We start from the raw sequence: 21,025 nt of genomic DNA, 5'->3' as shown, positions 1-21,025 counted from the left end.
TTTTGACAACTATTAAGGAACTGAATTGAGGTTGGGTATATCAGTTTTCAAAACTGTTAAATCACCTTCTTTTTCTTTTAATTCTCTAATGAGTTGAATAGACTCAGGTATTGCATCACTGGTTAAAACAATAAAGCTTCCTTTTATAGCCTCTTTAATAGATTTTTTAATTGCAGTTGCCTCGTCAGGAACGATGCTTACCATCTTATTCTTATTAACACTCTGAATACCTTTTAATAATAAATCTAAAATTTCCTGAGATGTTCTTCCCCTCAGTTCAGGATCTTGTCTTATTATTATTTCATCAAATACTTTGGCACTTACTCTTCCTAGTTCAATTATGTCTTCGTCTCTTCTGTCGCCTGTACCTGAAATGATTCCAACTTTAGGAAATCCCATTGTTTTTTTCAGGAACTTACCTATGGCTTCCATTCCAGAAGGATTATGTGCGTAATCTAACAATACCCCAAATTCCTTGAACTGAAACAAGTTCATTCTTCCTGGAGTTTGAGCAGGTGATGGTGTAAATGTCTGCAAAGCCAAACGGATGTCTTCGAGTTGCACATTTCTTAGAAATGCTGCCAACGCAGCAGGTAAAACATTTTGAATCATAAATATCGCCCTGCCAGAAAAGGTAAGTGGAATATTCAATACTTTTTCAATACGGATTTTCCATCCACCTTTGTTAATTGTTATATATCCATTTTCATAAATTGCAGCAATTCCTCCGGCATTGCAATGATCTAGCACACGTTTATTATTCTTATTCATACTGAATAGTGCAATTTTTGAAGTAATATTTTCAATCATGCCTAGAATGAGATCATCATCTGCGTTTAAAATCGAATATCCTTTTGGGCGCACATTTTCCACAACTACTGATTTCACTCGTGCCATTTGCTCTATAGTTTGGATTCCTGTTAATCCTAAATGATCAGAAGTAATATTGGTTACAACACCAATATCGCAATGACTGAATCCGAGACCTTCTCTTAGAATACCTCCTCTCGCAGTTTCCAAAACCGCAAAATTTACTGTAGGATCACTGAGTACAAATTTAGCACTTTTTGGGCCTGTACAATCACCCTCCTGAAGCATTCTGTTTTGCACATATACTCCATCAGATGTTGTGTATCCTACCTGAAAGCCAGCACTTTTCATGATGTGTGCTATTAAACGAGTCGTTGTAGTTTTTCCATTTGTTCCTGTAATGGCTATAATAGGTATTCCAGCCTTTTTCCCTGCTGGATACAACATATCTATTACTGGCTCTGCCACATTTCTTGCTAACCCAATGGTTGGATCGAGGTGCATTCTAAAACCTGGTGCTGCATTCACTTCTAATACAGAACCACCTGTTTCAATTACAGAATGTTCCAAATCACTAGCCATTACATCAATACCACAAATATCTAATCCAATTATTCTTGAAATACGCTCCGCCATAAATTTGTTATAAGGATGAACAGTATCTGTAACATCAGTAGCTGTGCCTCCTGTACTTAAATTAGCTGTGGTTTTCAAAAAGAGTTTTTTCTTATTTGGCAATACGGATTTTATGGTAAGATTTTTAGTGCTTAAAATATGCTGAGTCATCTTATCTACCTTAATTTCGGTTAACATGTTTTCGTGCCCAAAACCCCTACGGGGATCTGCATTAACTTTATCTATTAATTTTTTAATAGTAGATTTTCCATCACCTACTATATGGGCAGGAGTGCGTTTTGCGGCTGCCACTAAGCGATGATTGATTACTAAAAGTCTAAAATCATTGCCTTGTATAAATTTTTCAACTATTATTCTTTCTGAATGCTTTTTAGCCAATTTAAAAGCTATTAATGCCTCTTCTATATTTTTGATATTGGTAGTTGCTCCTTTTCCATGATTCCCATCAATGGGTTTAATAACACATGGATAACCAATACTATCTAATGCATTAATTAGCTCTTCCTCTGTCATGGAAATACTACCTTTGGGAACAGGAACTCCTGCTTTGTTTAAAAGGTACTTCGTATCTTCTTTATTACCTGCAATTTCAACCCCTATACCACTGGTTTGGCAAGTTATGGTGGCCATGATACGCTTTTGATTTACCCCATACCCTAATTGAATTAATGAATCTCCATTTAAACGCATAAAAGGAATTCCTCTTTTAGAAGCTTCATCGACTATAGATTGTGTACTTGGCCCTAATTTATCTTCTTCTCTAATTATTTTTAAGGCTTGAATATCCAAATCTAGTTGATAAGGCACTCCTGTAATTAATGCTTCTACAATTCTTACAGCTGTTTTTGCAGCATAAATCCCTGCGTTCTCTTGTGTATAAGTAAACACAACATTATAAACACCTATTTCTCCCGTTCCTCTTGTTCTTCCAAATCCACAATCCATTCCTGCAAGAATTTGAATTTCTAAGGCAATATGCTCAGCAATATGTCCCATCCAGGTTCCTTCTTTTACTCTTTGAAAAAAACCACCCTCGCATCCTTCGGAACAACGATGTTCATACAAAGAAGGAATCATTTTTTCCAACCGTTCCGAAAATCCATTCAATTTGTTAGAGGGTAATTCTTCCATTTCCTCTAAGTCAAGTTTCATCACAATTAACTTATGCCTTCTATTTGACCAGTAATTAGGTCCTCTGAGTACTTTAATATCTAATATCTTCATCTTAATAAACTTGATTTATTCGAACCCAGAGAGATTTCTCTGTCTTCGCTATTTGTAACTTTTAAAAAGAATAAATTAAAAATGAAGAATATGAGGTGTCATATGCTAACTTTGTCTCTTTGAAAGGATCTTTTTCAAAGATAATCCAATAAAGCTAATGATAAGTAATAAAAAACCAAAAGGAATACTAATTGCTATTGGTGGAGCAGTTGATAAAGGAACAGGCCCTGATGATGACAAGAATAATGCTGAAAATTTAATGGAGAAATTTCTTGAAGAAGGTATATTAAGACGTTTACTAGAAGCGCTTTCTGGTAAAAAGAAACGTATAGAAGTAATTACAACGGCATCGCTAATTCCTGAAGAAACAGGACAACACTATATAGATGCATTTAAAAAGCTTGGAAACGAGAATGTTGGCGTTATTCATATTAAAACGAGAAAAGACACGCTTATCCCAGAATATTTGGATAGAATTAAACATGCTTCAGGGATTTTATTTACAGGGGGAAATCAATTAAGATTGACTACCATCTTTGGCGGAACAGAGCTATTAACAACAATGATGGAGAGATATCAAAATGAACATTTTATTGTAGCAGGTACGAGTGCTGGAGCAATGGCGATGTCTACAACCATGATATTTGGAGGCAGTAGTACAGAAGCATTATTAAAAGGAGAAGTAAAACTATCGAGAGGTTTTGGTTTTATTGAAGATGTAACTTTTGATACGCATTTTATTAAAAGAGGACGATTTGGAAGACTATGCCAAACTATTGCAACCAACCCTATTGGTATTGGTATTGGTTTAGGTGAAGATACAGGGTTGTTGATTACCAATGGAGACCACATGGAAGCTATTGGGTCTGGACTGGTAATGATCGTTGAGGGCGGCAATATTAAATACACAAATATTGCAGATATAGAAGACGGAGAGCCTATATCAATTGAAAATTTAACCGTACACGTTCTTTCTAAAGGACATAATTATATTCTTTCTGAAAGGCGAATGATATAATAAAAATTTTATCATTTATATATTTCCACCTTAGGTTTATTGTCTGTTGTTACCACTCCTCGGTACATTCCTTCCGTGTTAAAAGACATAATGTAATTACCTTTCTTATCAAGAGCTATCAAACCGCCTTCTCCGTTTTGATGTTTTAATTTTTCATGTATTACATATGCTGCTGCTTCTTTAAGTGTGTACTGTTTATATTCCATTAAAGCTGAAATATCATAGGCCACGACATTCTTAATAAAATATTCACCATGGCCCGTACAAGATACTGCGCAGGTAGTATTATTTGCATAGGTTCCTGCTCCGATTATTGGTGTATCTCCAATTCTACCAAACTGCTTGTTGGTCATACCACCTGTAGAAGTAGCCGCAGCTAAATTTCCCTGATCATCTAATGCCACTGCACCAACTGTCCCTAGTTTCCTACCTCCATTTTCAATATTTCCTTCTAAGACTTTATTCTCTCCAGTGTGATCCAGAATTACTTCATTATTTTGCTTTGCCTCCTTCAATTGTTGGAAACGTTCTTCATCATAAAAATAGGAAGGCTCCTCAAAATCACAACCCTGCTGTTTTACAAATTTCTCGGCTCCTTCTCCCACTAGCATAATATGACTAGAATATTGCATAACTTGGAGAGCGGCTGAAATAGGGTTTTTGATGTGAGTAACACTAGCGACTGCGCCTGCATTTAATGTAGCACCATCCATTACAGATGCGTCCATTTCATTTTTACCTTCGTTTGTAAAAACAGAACCTTTCCCTGCATTAAACAATGGAGAATCCTCCATGATCTTTATAGCAGCTTCAACGGCTTTAATCGCAGTACCTTTATTTCTAAGAACTTTTTCACCTTCAAGCAACGATATTTTTAAAACTTCTAAATAAGCTGCTTCCTTTTCAGTACTCATATTTTCTTTAATAATTGTCCCTACACCTCCATGTATTACTAATACATATTTATTTTTAGTTGACTCCATATGCTTTATTGTAAATGTAAACTTATTTGTAATGCTTCATATTAAATAGATCAAATATATCCAAAGCTTATGTATGCTGTGTAAGAACAGTTGTCACGCTTTCCGCTACAATTCCTCGCACTTCGCCAAAAAAAGGCTCTGACTGTGGGATTTTCACTACAATCCTTCACGCAAAAAGGGAAATTTGTCGTACACCCACTTTGTTCTGGTTTTTGATTTATCCGTTTTTTCATTTTACTCTTAACTGGTTAGCTTTTGTGCATACCTCAATGATAATCATTTTTACAATTAATTTTATAGTCTCTATTTTGGCAAAGAGATCTTATTAACTAAAGTTCAATAAAACGATGTAAAAGAGAAAAAGTTAAAATAAATATAATTTTACAGATCGTATGGTAACATTTTAGCTAATTATGATATATACTTATAGTTTAATAATTAGTCTATCATTGGACAACTAAAAAAATCAAACTTGGAACATTATTTCAGTATTAATTATAGTTTTTCTCATAATATGGGAATAGAATACAATGATTTCCCTAATGTTGAGGAGATTTATGGCGAAATTTATTACAATGATTTTGAAAATGATCCCGTAAAAGCTGGTCGTATCGAACTTCATTACTATAATTATGGCTTTATAGATGAAGGCTTCAGTTTTTATCATGCATTTGACCGATCTATAAATACCATCGCAGTAGGTAATGCAATTCTTGATTATGAGTCAAGTGATTTAAAGAATGAAGTTGAAGAACTGATTGGAATTAGCTGTAAATCTGATATTCTAGTAATTCAGGAAATAATGTTTTATCCTGATTTCAGAAATAAAGGATATGGCAAAGAAGTTATCTCTGGAATAGAAACTTTTTTTAAAGGCAGATGTGGCTATATTGTATTACAAAGCTTTCCTAAACAACATGATGCAAGTATTATAGATAATAAAGGATTTGAAGAGTTTGGTTTTGAAAAATTAAATGCTAATTATAGACAAGCACAATCCTCTCTTGATGCGTTTTATAAAAATTGTGGATACTGTCTTCTTAAAATTGAAAATTCTGAGGATAGTTTTTTTATAAAAAATATAAATCCTTTATAACTATGTCAATTATAGATTAGTTAGATTATTTCTCGATCATGTTTGGATATACTTGAATCATATTAATAACTTATGAATTCTACTAAACAGGATTTGCCAGTTTGTCTTCATGATAGCGTAAATACTCGGAAATCAACTTAACAATAGCAGCATTTCGATTTGGGTAAACAGGGACATCATAAAAATCCCTCTCATTGAGCATCATACGTATGGTGGATTTTTCTTCCTGATCGATAAACCGTTTACATGCCCGAATATAGGCTGTTCTGGTGCAGCCACTAACTTTTCGTCTACGCATATCGATATACACAAAAAAGCTCCTTTGTTTTTTATATGCCTCTTCTGTAGTGAATTTACCTTCATCCATAGCCCTGGAGCATAGATCATATTGTTCGTTAATTATTAATTGTGCTATTCTGACAATCGGATAATTTGGGATTCTCTCTTTATATTTGGTCACAGGATCCAGTTGATGATGCAAACGTATCCAGGTACAAGCCTGAAACTGTGTTGTGGTAATTTTGCCCAGAGATTGATGTAAAAATAAAATATCGATTCCTTTATGCCTGACGGTGGTAAGTGCCCCAATGATAGACTGTCCTTTTGCGCCACTCATGTAACTATCCACATCGTCCAACACTACCAATCCATTTTTAAAATGGTTTACGATCTTTTCTGCTACCTCTCTTTTTTCTATATTACTCATTGCATTTCCATCGGGTCTAAATGGAAGGATTCTTCTGGCAGCAATTTTTGTCAAAGCTTTAATATAATTTGGGCTTACGGTACGAAAAGTAGGGTAATCATGCCCATTGGTATCAAATGCTAAAACCTTTCTTCCTTTCTTTCCTGTTTCAGGATTGTCTTTCATATACAATTTAATCTCCTGATTCGTTCGAAAGGTCTTTCCGACTCCTGTTTCTCCTATGATGAGCATAACAAAAGGATCTCGCTCTACATCTTCATTGCTATAGACAATAGGTTTTCTATCTTCAGTAGATCTTTGACTGGTCTTGAATTTTGACTCTGGAGCAACATTATTTTGCGCTATCTTCTGCCACTTCGATAATCTTGCTTTCCATTCTTGGTTCTTCCTCATATTGGTCTTCCCTAATAACAGGATCTACTATTTCTTTTGTTAGTTCTTCTTCTTTTTGAGGTTCCGATTTTCCATTAATTTCTTCATAAGCTAGATCTATCCTATCTTTCTCCAAATCTTCGGATTCTAAATCTGGATCAGAAGTCCCATTTTCCTCTTTTACGATATCTAATATTCTTTCTACCAAAAGGTCATTTTCTGCTTTGATTTCCATAACTACCCGTCCTTTTTTAAACAAAATCGATAATGCAACAGCCATTAACTGTCTTTCGGGAGTAAGCTTTTTTGCTTTTCTTTTTAGGATCTGAACCAGCAATGGTTTTAGCATTGCCTTATCGTCCTTGTCCAGCTTTATCCGCTTTATATTTTTATCATTCTGCACCTCAATGAGTTCTATAATCTCTTCAAACTCATAGAACTCTTTGTGCTTTTTGATCTTTACAAAATATCCCCCTCCAAGATCGATAAGATTATTGACTGTCCCGAAAATACTATCCGCAGCTTGTTTTGCAGCAGCAGTAGGCAATTCGAATTCTTCTTCTTGGGGATCTTCTTTAGCTTGCGTATCGGTATCTTCGGTATTCGATTCCTGTGCACTTCCTGCTCCAAATTCTTGTTCTGGTGCATCCAAAGGGGTTGGATCTCTTTGCTCCAAATTTTCTTGCTCCATGGTACTGCTTGAATTATGTTCTATTGCTTGGGAATCCTTTTTTTGTCCTGGTTTGTCTGGTTTCCAAATATTCCAATCGTTAGATTTTGTGACTCCCGCTATTTCTTTTTCAATGACCGCCTGATTTAAAGGGCTCAATTCTTCTTCCTGAAGATCTTCAAAACCAATATTATTCGGGTTTTTTAACACCTCGATCACTTCTTTTTCCAGCTTTTTTTGCATAGTTCCTTAGTTTAACTTGGCTATAAATTCAATAAGGTTTTCTTCTAATACTTCATACCTTGCGATAAAGGGTTTGTTATATTTAGGAAGGGACAAGGATTCCCTGCATTTCCGAATATGGTAGTACGCCCCAAATTTTCCTTGGTCAAAATGCTTTCCTATCTCCTTATAGCTTAATTCGGTATATAGGTTTAACAGATGATAACTTGCCTTACGTGCTTCTTTATAGGCATTGGAGAGGGAATCTTTCGGTACTACATCGTCTCCAACTTCAAAAACTTTAAAAGCCTCTGAGATCACAAAAGTGGTTATCAATCTGGTTAGTTGTCTTTTTTGTTTTCGTGCCTTTACCGTTCCCGATAACTGGGTTATGATTTTTAAGGTTTTCGGTACCCCAAACTTTCCTATGAGGGTATCCATACCTTGTTGCAGTTCTGCATACTCTCTTCCTGTTGTTTTTTCCATTCTATCCTAATTACGTAGTGAAACCGATTTCCTATTCTTCCTTTAAGGGAATAATATTATATCGGTAATAAAAAAAAGAGGTTCTTTTCAGCAAGTGATTCCCAATTCTGGTATCTCCTTTAAGCTTTGTTTTTATCCCCATATTTATCAATTTTGACCTTCGGATATTGGTGGTTCTTCTCATTTTGACCAATTCCTCTACAATCATTGCATCCGATTTCCCTTTTATTGTTTTTTTGGGAGTGTTTTCTGGTCTTTTTACAATCGAAGGATACTCATTATTGGTAAGATGTTCTTCATATTCTTCTTCGATATCTTCTTGAATTTCAATATCCAATTGCTCGACTTGTTCTAAGAGTTCTTGAAAATCTGGCTCCTGAATGGTTTCTAATAGTGCATGCAAGCGATAAAAGATATCTATCTTCTCCTGTATTGGTTCTGGCAGATCTGCTACTTTCAGCTTATTTTCCTGCAAGAATTGCTTAAATTGAATTACCTTATATTCCATAATTTTCTTATTTAAAATCCTTATGCCTTCTGGCTATTTTGTTTATCTCGTGTTACCGCATTTTCAATACCCTTGGATATCAAGGCGGTCAATACGGAAGTAACCGCAACTACGGTTAGTGTTTGCAGTAATTCTTTGCCTTTTGGAACCCCAAATTGAAAAGATTTGCTACCTGCATTCTTGCCCAGATTGTAATACAATAATGCTTCTGCCAGACCAATTGCTACTCCTGCACTAGTTACAATCATTACGGTCTTGTCCATTTTTTTCTTTTTCTCTTTTTCCATAGGGTTTATTTAGATTCTAATTTTTCTTCTATTTTATCCAATCGTTCCTTTAGTTCTTCATTATCTTTTTGCCCTCTTATAGCATTCATACGATAGATTTTTAAAAGATTTCGATGGGTGTTTTTAAGTAACTTTTTAGATTGTTTTTGCACCTCCATTTTATCCTCCAGATTTTCAGGAATCAGATTTCCCAAGGAGATAAAATGTCCTTTGATTTTTGCATATCGGGTAGGAATGGGTCTTGGACCTTCTTCTTTTCTTTTTTTTTCGTTGTATTTTTTAATTTTTACACGACATTGCTTAATCTCCTCCAGTACTGCATCTACCTCTGTTTTGGTAGCAGTCTTTCTTGGTTTGTCTTTGGGAATTGCTTTTTTTTTATTGGAAGCTTTTTTATTTTTCTTAGAAGTCGGTTCCGTTTTGCTTTCTTCTGTAATAGGGTCTGCACAAGGGTTATTTTCAACAATAGCATCTGGAGATACTTTTGTGACCATTTTATAGATCTTATCTATATTATCCGCTGCTGCCTTTTCAAAAGCATCTTTTGCTTCTATATTCTTATAATCCTCCATAATCTGTTTTACGGATTTCTGAAGTGCTTCTGGTTGTACCTTAGAAAGGTCTAGTTTCAATATATCTTGTATGGTTGCCATTTATTTTATTTTTTAAAGGGTTATGCACTTTTTGCATTTAATTCTAACTCTATTTCTACTTCCAATAGCGCTATAGCTCTTGCTCGTTCTCTTTCCTGAATCTGTATTTCTTCTACGGACAGCTCTTTTTTTACAGTTTCTTTTTTCTTTGCAGTAGCCTCGGAAGCACTTTTAACATCCCGATTCAATAGCCTGTATAAAAGTTCATCTGCTTCTTGCGCTTCTGCATCCGCTTTACGGAAGCCTTTGGATTCCTTTTTGATGATTTCAAAAATCTGAACAGGGTCTAGCTTCTTTTTGGTTCTCGCCAGGATTTCCTCTTGGTGCAAGATCTCTACTGATTTCAGGTCTTTCTCTTTTGTATCTTTTGTCTTGTACATAATTTATAGGGTATGATCGATGGAAAATTCTTGTTTATATAGGGTAGTCAAACTCCAAAAGAATTCGTTTGCTTCTTGCTGATCTGAATAATGAACAGAACAGTTTTGGGGAGTGCCATCCATATCAAAACATTCATAGCGATAGCATTGCACCGGGCGATCTTCATCTTGGATATCAATTGCTGTCCAACGCAGAATCAAAGTATTTGGTCGTTTCCCTGATACCATAATTCGGAAATCCCTGCAATGCTCCCTGCATTCCTTATTTATTTCTATAGCTCTATCCATTAGGGCATAGATGATATCCTTTGTAATGTTTTGAATTTGTTTTGTTGTTTCCTGCTTCATTTCTTATGGATTTGTTCGGTATATGTCTTTATAATTTGTGTGACTTCCTTAACTGCTGCATGTATAGAATAGCTCTGTTCAAAAACAGCATAGCGGTCTTGTCCTTTTGTTATTTGGGTCACAAAATCTTTCCCCATATGCTCCTTTATAGATCCCAATCCAGTGGGTATGTTCCACCCAAAATGATCGCTTAATGCTATCAGTGCTTTAAATCCCCTGTAGCGAAAATATCTTGGATCACTGGTCATCACTAGGAGTTGGTTTTTGTCTAACCTGTCCTGAAACCTTTTTATCCTAATAACCCCCATTGCCACGTTGTTATGAAAAGAAGTTCCTAATAGCGCATTTACTTCTACAGCTACTCCTCGTATCTCCATAAATTCCACCAGTTCGGCACACGCCAAACCGACATATACGAGTTCGTCCCCTTTTACCCCTGCATTACCACCTGCCATCAGGTACAACCGCAATGCTGGATAGGAAGATTTTCTATCTTTGAAATAGGCAAACACGCTTTTAACTGCAGTTGTTTTATTCGAAGTATCTAATTCTATCCGAAGCTGGTTAATGGCATTTTTCATTGGATTTTTTGACCCCGTAGGTTGCAATCGGTATAACCCCATCGCTGCACGATCAAAAGAGAAAACCCCCAGACCTCTGTCATTATATGCCACTTTTGGTTTGGAAAGGATCTGGTTATCCATCAGTTTTATATACTCGGATAACTTCTCCTGGATCTTAGGTTGAATGGTGCGTAATAGCTCCATTCCAAGAAAGTACTTATGTGCATTTAATTCCCCCACATTTTTTGGGCTTGGAGATCCATACCATAAGCTCCCATTTTGTATCGTTGCAGCAGTAGTTTGGTTTATCTGTTTCAATATCCCGCGATTATGAGTATTTAATCCAGCAGCCTGTGTATCTACAAAGTCATTAAATGCCTGTACACTATCGAAAGTAGAATAGCTGGTAGTAAGGCTATCTTTGTTATTTTGGATTGTATGGATCAATGGAGCTTTCATTATCCCAATCTCTTTTTATATTCTGTCTTGAATGCATTCAACATTACTACTCCTTTATAGGAGTTTAGAAAGCCTTCCAGATTTACTTCCAATTTTATTTTTTTTGCTTTATCTGCATTCATTGTCATAAAGTAGCTTTCCAAAGCATCCTTTAGGGTTTTCCCATTGGGAACTTTGCGATACGGTTTCCCATGTTCATCTTGTAGTCCGGTAGCTCTTTTCATTTCCAGTTCATACCCCCGTTCCATATTGAGCATGGTTCTCAGGGTCATAATATCTTCGGTATCGTCATCTCCCATTTCTTTCCCTTCATAGGCTAGTATGGCTTTGCGTATTTTTATACATATATCTGCTACAGGAGCATACACTAACTGCCGTTCCAGCACTTCATTAAACCCAATCTTATAGATGCATCCACTAAAGCGGTCCAAAAGCGAAGCATCCTGCTTATTGTTCCCAACATAGTTTCCACTCGCTCCTTTGCCTATTACATTTCCTGTGGCAATGCAGCCAAAGTCGTGGTGCTTTACAATGGGTTGGTTCAAACCGTTAAAAATGATCGCATCCGATTTAGAACTCTTTGCCAACGCATCATTTAATAGTCCTGCGGTATTGGCATCTAACTTGGGCATCTCATCCAGGATGAGTATTTTTCCATCCCTCCAGGCTTCTATAAGCGCACCTTCTTTATATCCTGAAATCGTCTGACCTCCTTTGATATCGATCGGGGATGTCCATTGGTTACAATTCACTACTACAAATGGCAATGCTTTCTTATCCTTTTCCGTTCTTCCAAAAAGGGCATAGGCAGCTTTTTCTCCTAAAGTGGTTTTTCCCGTTCCTGCACTTCCCACCAGAAATACATTGTTTCCGCTACTTAAATCATCCAATACCTTCATAAAGTTTGGAATCTGTACTATCTCTGGAATATCTAAGGTGTATATTCTGTTTTTCATATCTATTCTATTACCTGTTTTTTATTGCTACTTAGGAAGCGTTTTGAAGTCTATGGTATAATCGTAACTGATCCAATACCATATGTATAGGCTTTATAAGTCCAATCCTATCTTCATAGGCGGTCCTGCCCAATTCCTCCTCCGTATACCTTCCAAAAACAAATTCAGGATTTCCATCTTCGTGTGGATTATTGGTGATAAAAAATCCCAGTGTATCTTTCGCTTCATAAAGCGCTTGCTCTTTGGCTTTTTCTACAATACTTTCAAATTCTTTCTCTATGGGAGTTCCTGTAATTGCTTGCTTCCAAGCATTATAAGGAACTACTGCATTCTTAAAAATTGGAATAAGCGAATAGTTGTATTTCTCTTTATCACTTAAGGGGCGGGTATAGGATACCACACCGAAAGGGTATTTTGTATCTTCTGGTTCTTTATAGTCTTTGAATCCTGCAATTGGATTGCTTCCTTGCCCATAGGGCCTGCCCAGTTCATAAGAATAGTTCCCTTCCGATGGTTTGGTATTGCGATCCCATTCTTTTTGATTTTCAATTTCCCAATCTTCCAGTTCTTTTGCTTTTCCTAAAAATTGCAGGCCATAGGTGTCTAATTGTTTTAAAAAAGCCTTTAGGTGATCCCAATGTAGTACTCCTGTCATTTCGCCCCCATTCTGAACAAAGTCTGGCAATTCATCAGGGGCCTGACCTTCTTCCCGCCTAATTAGTTCCCGTAGTTTGGGATCTATAGCCATTTTATAGTTCTCTCCTTTATGGATATATACTTGCAAGTAATTCTCTCCAATTCGTTTGAAACGGAGCTGATCTTTTTGATCGGAAAAGAATTCGTCTATAGAAAGGGCTTGGATACGGGGAAAAGCTTCTGAAATGGGCAACAAAGCTTTAGATATCCCATCTTTACCAAACTCTTTATCCATCAAAATACCATTCTTAATGATTCCTGTTTTGGTATTGTATTTCACTAATTTGTTTTCCCCTCCAATTGCCTCGGATGCAGCTACAATATTTTCGGTAAGAATATGTCGTTGTTCTCTTTTGGAGGATGCCTTTTTGATCCGTTCATTCCATTCTATTGGGATCTGTATACGTTCTTCTTCTGAAATATCCATACTCTGTGAATAAATCAAACTTATGTAGGCGTGTTCTTCTGGCTGCAAAGAATAGGAAATAAGTCTACGGGAATCCGCTACTGCAAATCGTAAATGTATATTGCCATAGGTATATGGATTCTTTGCAGATGTCCCTAGTGTAATCCCTAAAAAGATGCCCCAAGAAGGTTCTTTAGCAGGGTTCAGGTAGGGTATTTTCAACACTTGTCCAATAGTGAAATACCCTATGTATTTTACTATTTGATTTTTAGTATATTCTAGCTTTTGTATATACTCCTGTATGGCACTTGATTTTTCTTCTATCAGTTCTTGCAGCTTTTCCCGGTCACTGGCTATTTTATCATTTTCCTCGGCATCTTTACCACTTCCCATATCTGGTAAATCCCCTAATTCTTCCTGAAGTTTATGTACAACTTCCATTCGTTTTTCTCTACGTTCTTCAATTAGTAATGGGAATTTCTCGTGGATATCCTTGGTAAGTTCCGCACGGACTTGTTCTGGTTTTTTTCCGTCCAAAGCCTTGGCAATTCGATTTTCAACATCTTGTTTGGTTAAGGGACGCTTTAGATTGTTGACAATACTTACTTCCCGAACGGTATCTTTACCAAAGGGGGTATTTCCACCATTTCCTTTTTGGAACAGGAACCGTTTTTTAATCTCGGCATCCAAGGGCAGAAACTCCGTTTCTAAATCATAGGTTCCTTGTTGCTTCTCTAACTTGATTTGATGGTCGTAGCGTTCCAGTAGGACATTGTATAAATTGTCCTGTTCTTCTACTAAAAGTAATCCCGCACGTCCTGTAAGTTGTCGTATAGCCCCTTCTTTGCTATCGTTACGCTCATAAAACTTTGTACCTGTTTTTGAATCGGTTACTTTATGATACGTTGGATGCCCCAATTTTTGCATCATTTCAGGATTTTCATCAATCCATTGCCAAGCGACTTTATCCCCATATTTATTTAAAAAATCAGCACTTTTAAGCGTGTCGTCATTGGTATGTTGCGATCCTGTGGTATTGGCATCCAAAGACTTTAGTTTAGCCTTTAGCATGGTCATCAACCTTCGCTCTGTTGGGATATCACTAGTGATATAATAGTACTCTGGTAAGTTTACCTGACCTGTTCTATTAATACGCCCTCGTTTTTGTACCTCGATGTTGATATCCAATTCAAATTGGTGGATAATCATCGCCCGTTGTCTTTGGTCTGCAAAATCTTTGGATGCATGCGCGGAGGAACCTGTACTACCACTTTGATTAATCAACAATACATCGTATTCTCCGCTATTAAATAACCGAAAGGATTTTTCTGTATCACTTTTATGGGAGATAATGGTAGCTTCTTCTTTGGTGAAATGTACCTTCTGGGTTCTTCCTGTAACTTCCGTTACCTTAAAAAACCCATCCTGATGTCCTCCTGTATAAGAAGGTTTTTTCTCGTTTTCTATGTATTGAACCAGTTGGTCAATTGGGGAAATACTAAGTCCCGAACTTTCCAGGAGCATCGCCTTTTTAATCCTGATATATTCTTCTTGTCCTTTTTTGGATAATTCCTCTACGGTAATTCGTTGCCTGCTTTTTTTTCCTTCAATATCGGTGTAACTATAGAAAAAGATGCTGTCTAACCCTTTAGTCAGGGTACGAACAAAATCCAATTCTTCTTTTGGAAGGATATCCCCGCTGGATAGGTTAAGATCCTTTAAAAAAGCCCCCATAGTGGATTTAAAGGCAATAACCACTTTCTTATTTTCCTTTAGTAAAGACACTGTTTTTTTTGCCACTTCCTCGACTTTTAAGGCAAAAAGCATTTGGTCTACAATATTGAATACCCTAGAAAAATAAGGAGCTTGTTTTACCCCTAAACCTCTGGGTTTTTCTCCCATTCTTTCTCCTTGGGCTTTTGCCTCTGCGTGAACTAATGCCAGTACAGGTGCTGCATATTCTTCTTCAAATTGAACTACTTCATTCATCAATTTGATAATTCTATTTACACTCGCCCTGTTTTTACTACGACTAGGTTCTTCGTCCAGGGTGATGTATTCCACTTTAATCCCTTCGTTGGAGCGTTGTCTTCTAATGAGCTGACCGCTTTCGGCAAGATTGGATGCCACAATTTCCTGAAGGGCTAACCCACCTCTGCGCATCGCGTTTACAAAAGCATAATCTTTTAATCCTGTTTCGGAAATAGCCGTTTTCTTTCCATAGAAAGGCATTACCTCCGGGTATTTTGCAAAAGTTGCACTTAAAAAACAACACGAATGTGTTTTAGGGAGTACCCTTCGCATCCAATCCCCAATAATCGAATCAAATCCTCCAGCACTATGGGATTCATCTAAAATGAATACTACTTTTTTATAGCGTGTACTTCCTTCCATACCACTCTCACAGATACTTTCTATCCAGGCACGTTTGTAATAACCAGCAGACTGTATCTGACTGTAGGTGGTAAATATCATATCGTATCCGCTTGGCAAATAATCTATATTCTCATAGATTGTTACGGTTGGTGTCGTTTCAGGATTGGGTAATTTTTTGCCAGTTCTTTTATGCCATTCGATAGATTCTATACTTTCCGTAGCCAAGGTTTTTGTGGTGGTAAGTAATTCCTCTTGCGCTTTACCCGATAAGGGTGTAAAAATTACGTTCCCATCTGCATCTTTTATTTTTGCGTCAGAATCCGAATTAGAATTGACAATAAAAGGGTGGATATCTTCAAAACCAATAGCTCTTAGATCCCGGTACATATCGGTAAACAAACTAGGGCTTTTGGTAAAGAAAATGGGTATGTATCCTTGTAGTACTGCATGCCGAATAACGGCTGCAGCTTGTCTGCCTTTTCCTATTCCTGTTTGATCCCCAATGATGATTCCTTGCCCTCGTTCAAATTGTTGGAGATATAATGCAATGGCATCCACTTGTTCTGCTGAAAAAGCCTTCCACAAAGTAGCTGTGGATATGTATTTTAATGCATTACGAACATAAGTATCTATGTTCCCTTTTTCCTTTACGATACGGTTCAAAGCCTTTTGCACTTCAAAAGCCATATTTCTAGGGATCAGGGTATCCATTTTAAAACTTGCATTGGATTTCGGTTTGTATGGAACAAGGGCAGTTTGATCGGCTGCCAACTTTGCTACTTGTTCAGCATCCTGAGTGAACCCATCCTGTTCTTCTTGTACCTCGGTATTTTCCATAATTCTCTTTTTTTAAGGGGCTTTCTTCTTTTTTTAACACACTGGCAAGGGATTTTTTATCTTCTGTATTATCCACTGCTGTTACTACTATCTATTTAGGGTTACGCGCTTTCAAAATTGGATAGTACTTCTAAATACCTTCGTAAATTGGTATCCACATACATTTGGACAGCATCTTCCTTTTCCATTCCACCATACATTAAGGAATCGTCGGGTACGGTATTATCCAGACTACTCCAGTTTTCTTTAAGTGCCCACAAGGCACTTTGCATTTTATCATGGTACAGCAGGAAATTTGCAATTTCTTCTACGGTTCTACTATCGGAATAGACCGTTTCCAAGTATTCTTCCATCAGGGCAACGGGATCGTCCCCTTCTTCCATAGACCATGCTATTAAATGGTGTAATCGGATAAAGATCCCTGCCTGATGGTCTTCAAAATTTTCAAATGGTATGGGATTGCTAACCATAAACAGGGCAGCACTATCTTCGGATGGCATTAATTGATTATTAAAAAATATCATAGTCCTAATTCTATTTTAAGTTGGGTGATAATCACCTGTAATGAATATTCTACTGGCTTTTTTATATGGGAATCGATACGTTCCCATAATTCCTGAAAGCTGTTCACCACTTGTTCTATAGTGGGGCTTTCCCTCTTTGTAGGTGCTATCCCTTCTGGCACCTCTTTTCTTCCATGAATAAGGATTAACATGGTCTTGGTAACCGCACCTTGCTTATTGTAGAGTTTATAGCTGTTCATATTGATGATATCCTCTACGTGATAATGGCGATACAACCAATTGAAAAAAGGTTTGTATTTCTCTATATATCCATCAGAACCGAAATACACGTGTCCCATAATAATAATGGCTGCCTTTCCTGAATCTTTAAGGGTGTGCAAAGCTAGTCCTGCCATAAAATGCTCTAACCGCATGTGTTGTGCTACCCCAATTTGATTGTTAAAATATTTTTGTGTCCATCGTTCTTTATCAAACTTGGAATCGTCCCAACTGGCAAACGGGGGATTGGTAACCATTACATCAAAGGAGTGTGTCCATTCTTCAGGAAAGGGTTCTGCTGCATTACGGTGTGTAATGGTATCAAATCCTTGTGCTTTCAGGGAATATCTTCTGCTCTTATCTATTTCATTGACATGTGTTTTTTTTGGATCTGCACCAAGTACCAACAAACCATTTCCTGCACTGGGTTCAAAAGTGCGATCCGCACTGGACATGTTAGTATATTCTGCTATCATTGCTCCTATAGGGCAAGGGGTAGAATACTGCTTAAACAGTTCTTTGCTACTATCGGAATACGCATAGGTAGGCTGTACGGTATTCCAGAATTCCATCATTTGATTTAAGCGTCGTTCAAATGGAATGGGAAGGTTATAAATCTGCTGATACCATAAAAGCCAACTGAGTTCAACGGCTTCCCACAAAACCCCCAAATTGGGTGCGCCAGATTCTTGTTGGACTGCTTCAATTTGTTTTCGGCTAAGGCGTTTGGCATCGATATAGTGATCGTGCATAATTGCAATGACTTTATCGAGATAGTCAGAAGAAGGGGCACTGGCTTGTTCGATACTGCCAGTACTGTGTTCCATTAAAAAATCATCGATTAAAAAGTCTACCTTCTGAAGTACAGGGGTACGGTCTTGGGTATCCATAACCTTATTTCCCACCAGACCAGTAAGCAGTACATCATAAAATTGGGCTATTTTTGGAGCGTCTGGATGACATCCCTTTTCCCGAACCCTTTTCATTGCTTCTGCAAATAATTCATCCTGAAATATCCAGTTCTCCTTTTCTAATAGGTCCCTGGCTGTTTCCAGTTCGCTATCTAACTGATGAATTGTTGTTTTCAGTTTTTCTTTATGCGCAAGACTATCCGTGTCTATTTTCCCTTCCAAGGAGGAAAGTTCTGAGGTGAAAATACTTTTCTTTTTATTGATGGGGATTTCCTGTTTTTTTTCAAATTCCGAATAGGAAATATGCCACCGAAAAGCAAGATTAAAAATGGGTAGGTTGTCCCTAAAGGCTTCTTGTCCTGTAAAAGGAATGGGAAAACCTTGCGTCACAAATTCTTTACGAATGCGATCCGCATCCTTGGATTTTACCAAGAAGAATTCTTCTACTGAGGTTTTTTCAACTGGTTTGGGTTCTTTTAATTTTGGAGTACTTAGCTTTCTTTTTTGTTCTTTTAAAAAAGAGGTGATCAGTTCTTTGGAAGTATCCAGGTCTTCCATTTTATATTGGATTTGTTGGTATGCCTCTTTGTCTTCTTTTTTAGATTTTGGAGCACCTGTTTTAGGGTTTGTATGTATTAGTTGCTGGGTTTTGAATTCTGCTTTTTGTTCTTCAATAATTTCCAATGCTTTTTCTAAATCGCCAATTGGACGATAGTTATTCGCAGCAGACCACCAATTTTGAGGTTTGTCAAATCCCCCTATGATACTTTGTAGCGGATACACACTTCTGTAGCCTGAATTAATATTTACATACGGATAATTTGCATCTGTTGGGAAACCTAAATCTTCAAATACTTGTTGTCCCCGTTTTTCCCATTCCCTCGACTCTTCGGTATTCTTCTCAGCTTTTTCTTTCTTTTTTGGTTCTTCTCCGTCTACCTGTAAGGGAAGTACTGCTTTTGATCTTTCCTCTGGTAATTTGATTTTAATCTTATCTGCAAAATCAAATATTCGAAGAATGATCTTTTCATAAATTTTCTTCATGCTTTCTGATGCACCCATCCGAATTGCTTCAGTATGCTCGTATTGTAGTCCATCCAAAATCTGCAAAAAAGCAAACTCTATAGCTTCTTCTTTTGAAGGATAAGTATTATCTCCTCTGCTTGGTGAAAAAGAATAACCACTCCATCCCGATAAAGTGTTGGTCACACTTAAACCATATAAATATTGGTCTTGTTCATCTTGAACCAATTTAATCGTTGCTTCAAACTTAGATTTTAAGGGAAATGGAATTCTAATGGTATCATATCGCTCGCCTGCATGATCTTTGGTATATACACCATTTTCATTGGTATAGGAAGTATAAGAATATGGTCTATCAGAAAGGGTTAATTTGGAAAAACCTATGGTAACTAATCCTAATTCCCCTCCATATTCCTGAGTATCATTAATCGTGTTTATGAGCTTAATCGTTGTATCCCTTTTTCCCTGAACCCCCATTCTGGATGCATACCCTCCATATAGGAGTGGATTGGAAGCGGTAACAATATTCACATCGTTTCCTTTCCAAACATAAGCGTGCGCCCCTTTAGGTTCATCATAATTGTATCTTGCTGTATAGTACTCCCCTTTATTTCCAATAGATTCTAATATTTTAAGAAAAGTATCAATCGACCCAAAATCCATTGCCCTATAACTATACCCAAAATCATCAGGTTTGTTAAGGTTGGGATACCCTTCTAAAATGTCATCTGGAATTGTATTGCCGGCTAACAATGCGTCTAAAAGTAATTGCTCATGTTCGTGGGCTACCGCATCAATATATTCTTCATCTTTAAGTTCTTTTTCTGACCCTCCAGAATCCAATAAATAAGCTTCTCTGGTTTTTAACCACTTTGGTTCTTCTTTTGAGGTATTCTTTTTTTCGGTTTCAATTATTTTGACTTCTTCTTTTTTAATTTCAGAAACCCCTGTTATAATACGTCCTTCATCAAATGCGTTTCTTGCCCGTCTTTTAAAATTTCTAGGACTCACACTTACCGAATTCAGTCTGCTTCCAAATTTCGCTTTTGCAAAACGTGTTGCTATATCCGAAGCTATTTTCTTTAAATCATCAAAAATTACATAATCAACACCTTTGTCTTCATCCTTATCATCGTCAGTTTTAATATTGACAAGGCTAAATTCATAATGATCTATATGGTTTCTATCCACATCATAAGAGGGTGCTACTTTTATTGTTTTAGGATCTATTCCATTTTTAAAAGCTTCCCGAAGTCTTTTAGTATAGTCATTATAAGATGGGCGATCAGTTACATACCATATACCTCCTTTTGAATTAGATTTTTTAAACCCTAAATCAATTAAATAATCTTCCAACATTTTATCGGACAGTTTTGGCACAAACATTAATTCAATGCCGTTCTTCTCTTTGTTGTATGCAATAGATAATCTCATTCAAATTTTATTTTATCAAACTGTTTGAAGAAAAAGTTGTATTTCTTTCCTATAGGGAATAGTTCTATCTCCTTCCTATAGAGAAAAGTTGCAGCTCACTCCTATAGGGAATAGTTCTATCTTCTTCTTATAGAGAAAAGTTGCAGCTCACTCCTATAGGGAATAGTTCTAGCTCCTTCCTAT

General features: G+C 36.8%; 17 protein-coding genes. 2 read left to right on the top strand and 15 right to left on the bottom strand.

Features of this window, described 5'->3' with window-relative positions; genetic code table 11:
- Nucleotides 1–12 precede the first annotated feature (12 nt).
- Nucleotides 13–2,670 carry a cyanophycin synthetase gene (gene cphA, locus ACZIYX_RS04765; protein WP_462681057.1) on the bottom strand — a complete coding sequence of 886 codons (2,658 nt, stop codon included), beginning with the start codon at nt 2,668–2,670 and terminating at the stop codon, nt 13–15.
- Nucleotides 2,671–2,827: 157 nt separating this feature from the next.
- On the opposite strand from cphA, the gene ACZIYX_RS04760 reads away from it, so the two are divergent.
- A complete protein-coding gene (locus tag ACZIYX_RS04760; protein WP_462681056.1) occupies nt 2,828–3,688 on the top strand; it encodes a cyanophycinase in 861 nt (286 codons plus the stop codon).
- Nucleotides 3,689–3,699: 11 nt separating this feature from the next.
- Here ACZIYX_RS04760 and ACZIYX_RS04755 read toward each other — a convergent pair whose 3' ends face one another.
- On the bottom strand, nt 3,700–4,671 hold the full coding sequence (locus ACZIYX_RS04755; RefSeq protein ID WP_462681055.1) for an isoaspartyl peptidase/L-asparaginase family protein: 972 nt from the start codon (nt 4,669–4,671) through the stop codon (nt 3,700–3,702).
- Between the two features lie 472 nt (nt 4,672–5,143).
- Between ACZIYX_RS04755 and ACZIYX_RS04750 the strand changes: the two genes are divergently transcribed.
- Nucleotides 5,144–5,767: a hypothetical protein gene (locus ACZIYX_RS04750; RefSeq protein ID WP_462681054.1), complete on the top strand. Its 624-nt coding sequence runs from the start codon at nt 5,144–5,146 to the stop codon at nt 5,765–5,767.
- A gap of 82 nt (nt 5,768–5,849) precedes the next feature.
- Here the strand turns inward: ACZIYX_RS04750 and ACZIYX_RS04745 are convergent, their stop codons facing one another.
- From ACZIYX_RS04745 to ACZIYX_RS04685, 13 genes are all read right to left on the bottom strand, one after another.
- Nucleotides 5,850–6,866 (bottom strand): zonular occludens toxin domain-containing protein, encoded by a 1,017-nt coding sequence (locus ACZIYX_RS04745; protein WP_462681053.1) that lies wholly within the window; start codon nt 6,864–6,866, stop codon nt 5,850–5,852.
- Nucleotides 6,805–7,758, bottom strand: coding sequence for a hypothetical protein (locus ACZIYX_RS04740; RefSeq protein ID WP_462681052.1), 954 nt, complete (start codon nt 7,756–7,758; stop codon nt 6,805–6,807). Before ACZIYX_RS04740 ends, ACZIYX_RS04745 begins: the two co-directional genes overlap by 62 nt.
- Before the next feature lie 6 nt (nt 7,759–7,764).
- Nucleotides 7,765–8,223: a hypothetical protein gene (locus tag ACZIYX_RS04735; protein ID WP_462681051.1), complete on the bottom strand. Its 459-nt coding sequence runs from the start codon at nt 8,221–8,223 to the stop codon at nt 7,765–7,767.
- Between the two features lie 31 nt (nt 8,224–8,254).
- Entirely contained in the window at nt 8,255–8,731 is a 477-nt protein-coding gene (locus tag ACZIYX_RS04730; protein ID WP_462681050.1) for a hypothetical protein, read from the bottom strand.
- Between the two features lie 20 nt (nt 8,732–8,751).
- Nucleotides 8,752–9,018: a hypothetical protein gene (locus ACZIYX_RS04725; protein ID WP_462681049.1), complete on the bottom strand. Its 267-nt coding sequence runs from the start codon at nt 9,016–9,018 to the stop codon at nt 8,752–8,754.
- Nucleotides 9,019–9,023: 5 nt separating this feature from the next.
- On the bottom strand, nt 9,024–9,671 hold the full coding sequence (locus ACZIYX_RS04720) for a hypothetical protein (protein ID WP_462681048.1): 648 nt from the start codon (nt 9,669–9,671) through the stop codon (nt 9,024–9,026).
- 20 nt (nt 9,672–9,691) lie between these two features.
- Nucleotides 9,692–10,051, bottom strand: coding sequence for a hypothetical protein (locus ACZIYX_RS04715; RefSeq protein WP_462681047.1), 360 nt, complete (start codon nt 10,049–10,051; stop codon nt 9,692–9,694).
- Nucleotides 10,052–10,054: 3 nt separating this feature from the next.
- Nucleotides 10,055–10,399, bottom strand: coding sequence for a hypothetical protein (locus ACZIYX_RS04710; RefSeq protein ID WP_462681046.1), 345 nt, complete (start codon nt 10,397–10,399; stop codon nt 10,055–10,057).
- Nucleotides 10,396–11,421, bottom strand: a complete 1,026-nt coding sequence (locus tag ACZIYX_RS04705) for a DUF7192 family protein (protein ID WP_462681045.1) — start codon at nt 11,419–11,421, stop codon at nt 10,396–10,398. Before ACZIYX_RS04705 ends, ACZIYX_RS04710 begins: the two co-directional genes overlap by 4 nt.
- On the bottom strand, nt 11,421–12,377 hold the full coding sequence (locus tag ACZIYX_RS04700; protein WP_462681044.1) for an AAA family ATPase: 957 nt from the start codon (nt 12,375–12,377) through the stop codon (nt 11,421–11,423). Before ACZIYX_RS04700 ends, ACZIYX_RS04705 begins: the two co-directional genes overlap by 1 nt.
- A 31-nt stretch (nt 12,378–12,408) precedes the next feature.
- A complete protein-coding gene (locus ACZIYX_RS04695) occupies nt 12,409–16,692 on the bottom strand; it encodes a strawberry notch C-terminal domain-containing protein (RefSeq protein WP_462681043.1) in 4,284 nt (1,427 codons plus the stop codon).
- 101 nt (nt 16,693–16,793) lie between these two features.
- Nucleotides 16,794–17,216 (bottom strand): hypothetical protein, encoded by a 423-nt coding sequence (locus ACZIYX_RS04690; protein ID WP_462681042.1) that lies wholly within the window; start codon nt 17,214–17,216, stop codon nt 16,794–16,796.
- The gene (locus ACZIYX_RS04685) at nt 17,213–20,842 is read right to left on the bottom strand and encodes an Eco57I restriction-modification methylase domain-containing protein (RefSeq protein WP_462681041.1); all 3,630 of its coding nucleotides are present in this window, start codon (nt 20,840–20,842) and stop codon (nt 17,213–17,215) included. Before ACZIYX_RS04685 ends, ACZIYX_RS04690 begins: the two co-directional genes overlap by 4 nt.
- Nucleotides 20,843–21,025 lie beyond the last annotated feature (183 nt).

It is taken from the genome of Aquimarina sp. (genome assembly GCF_977115655.1).
The sequence above is the reverse complement of the archived record's forward strand: the minus strand, read 5'-3'. Positions and strand labels throughout refer to the sequence as shown.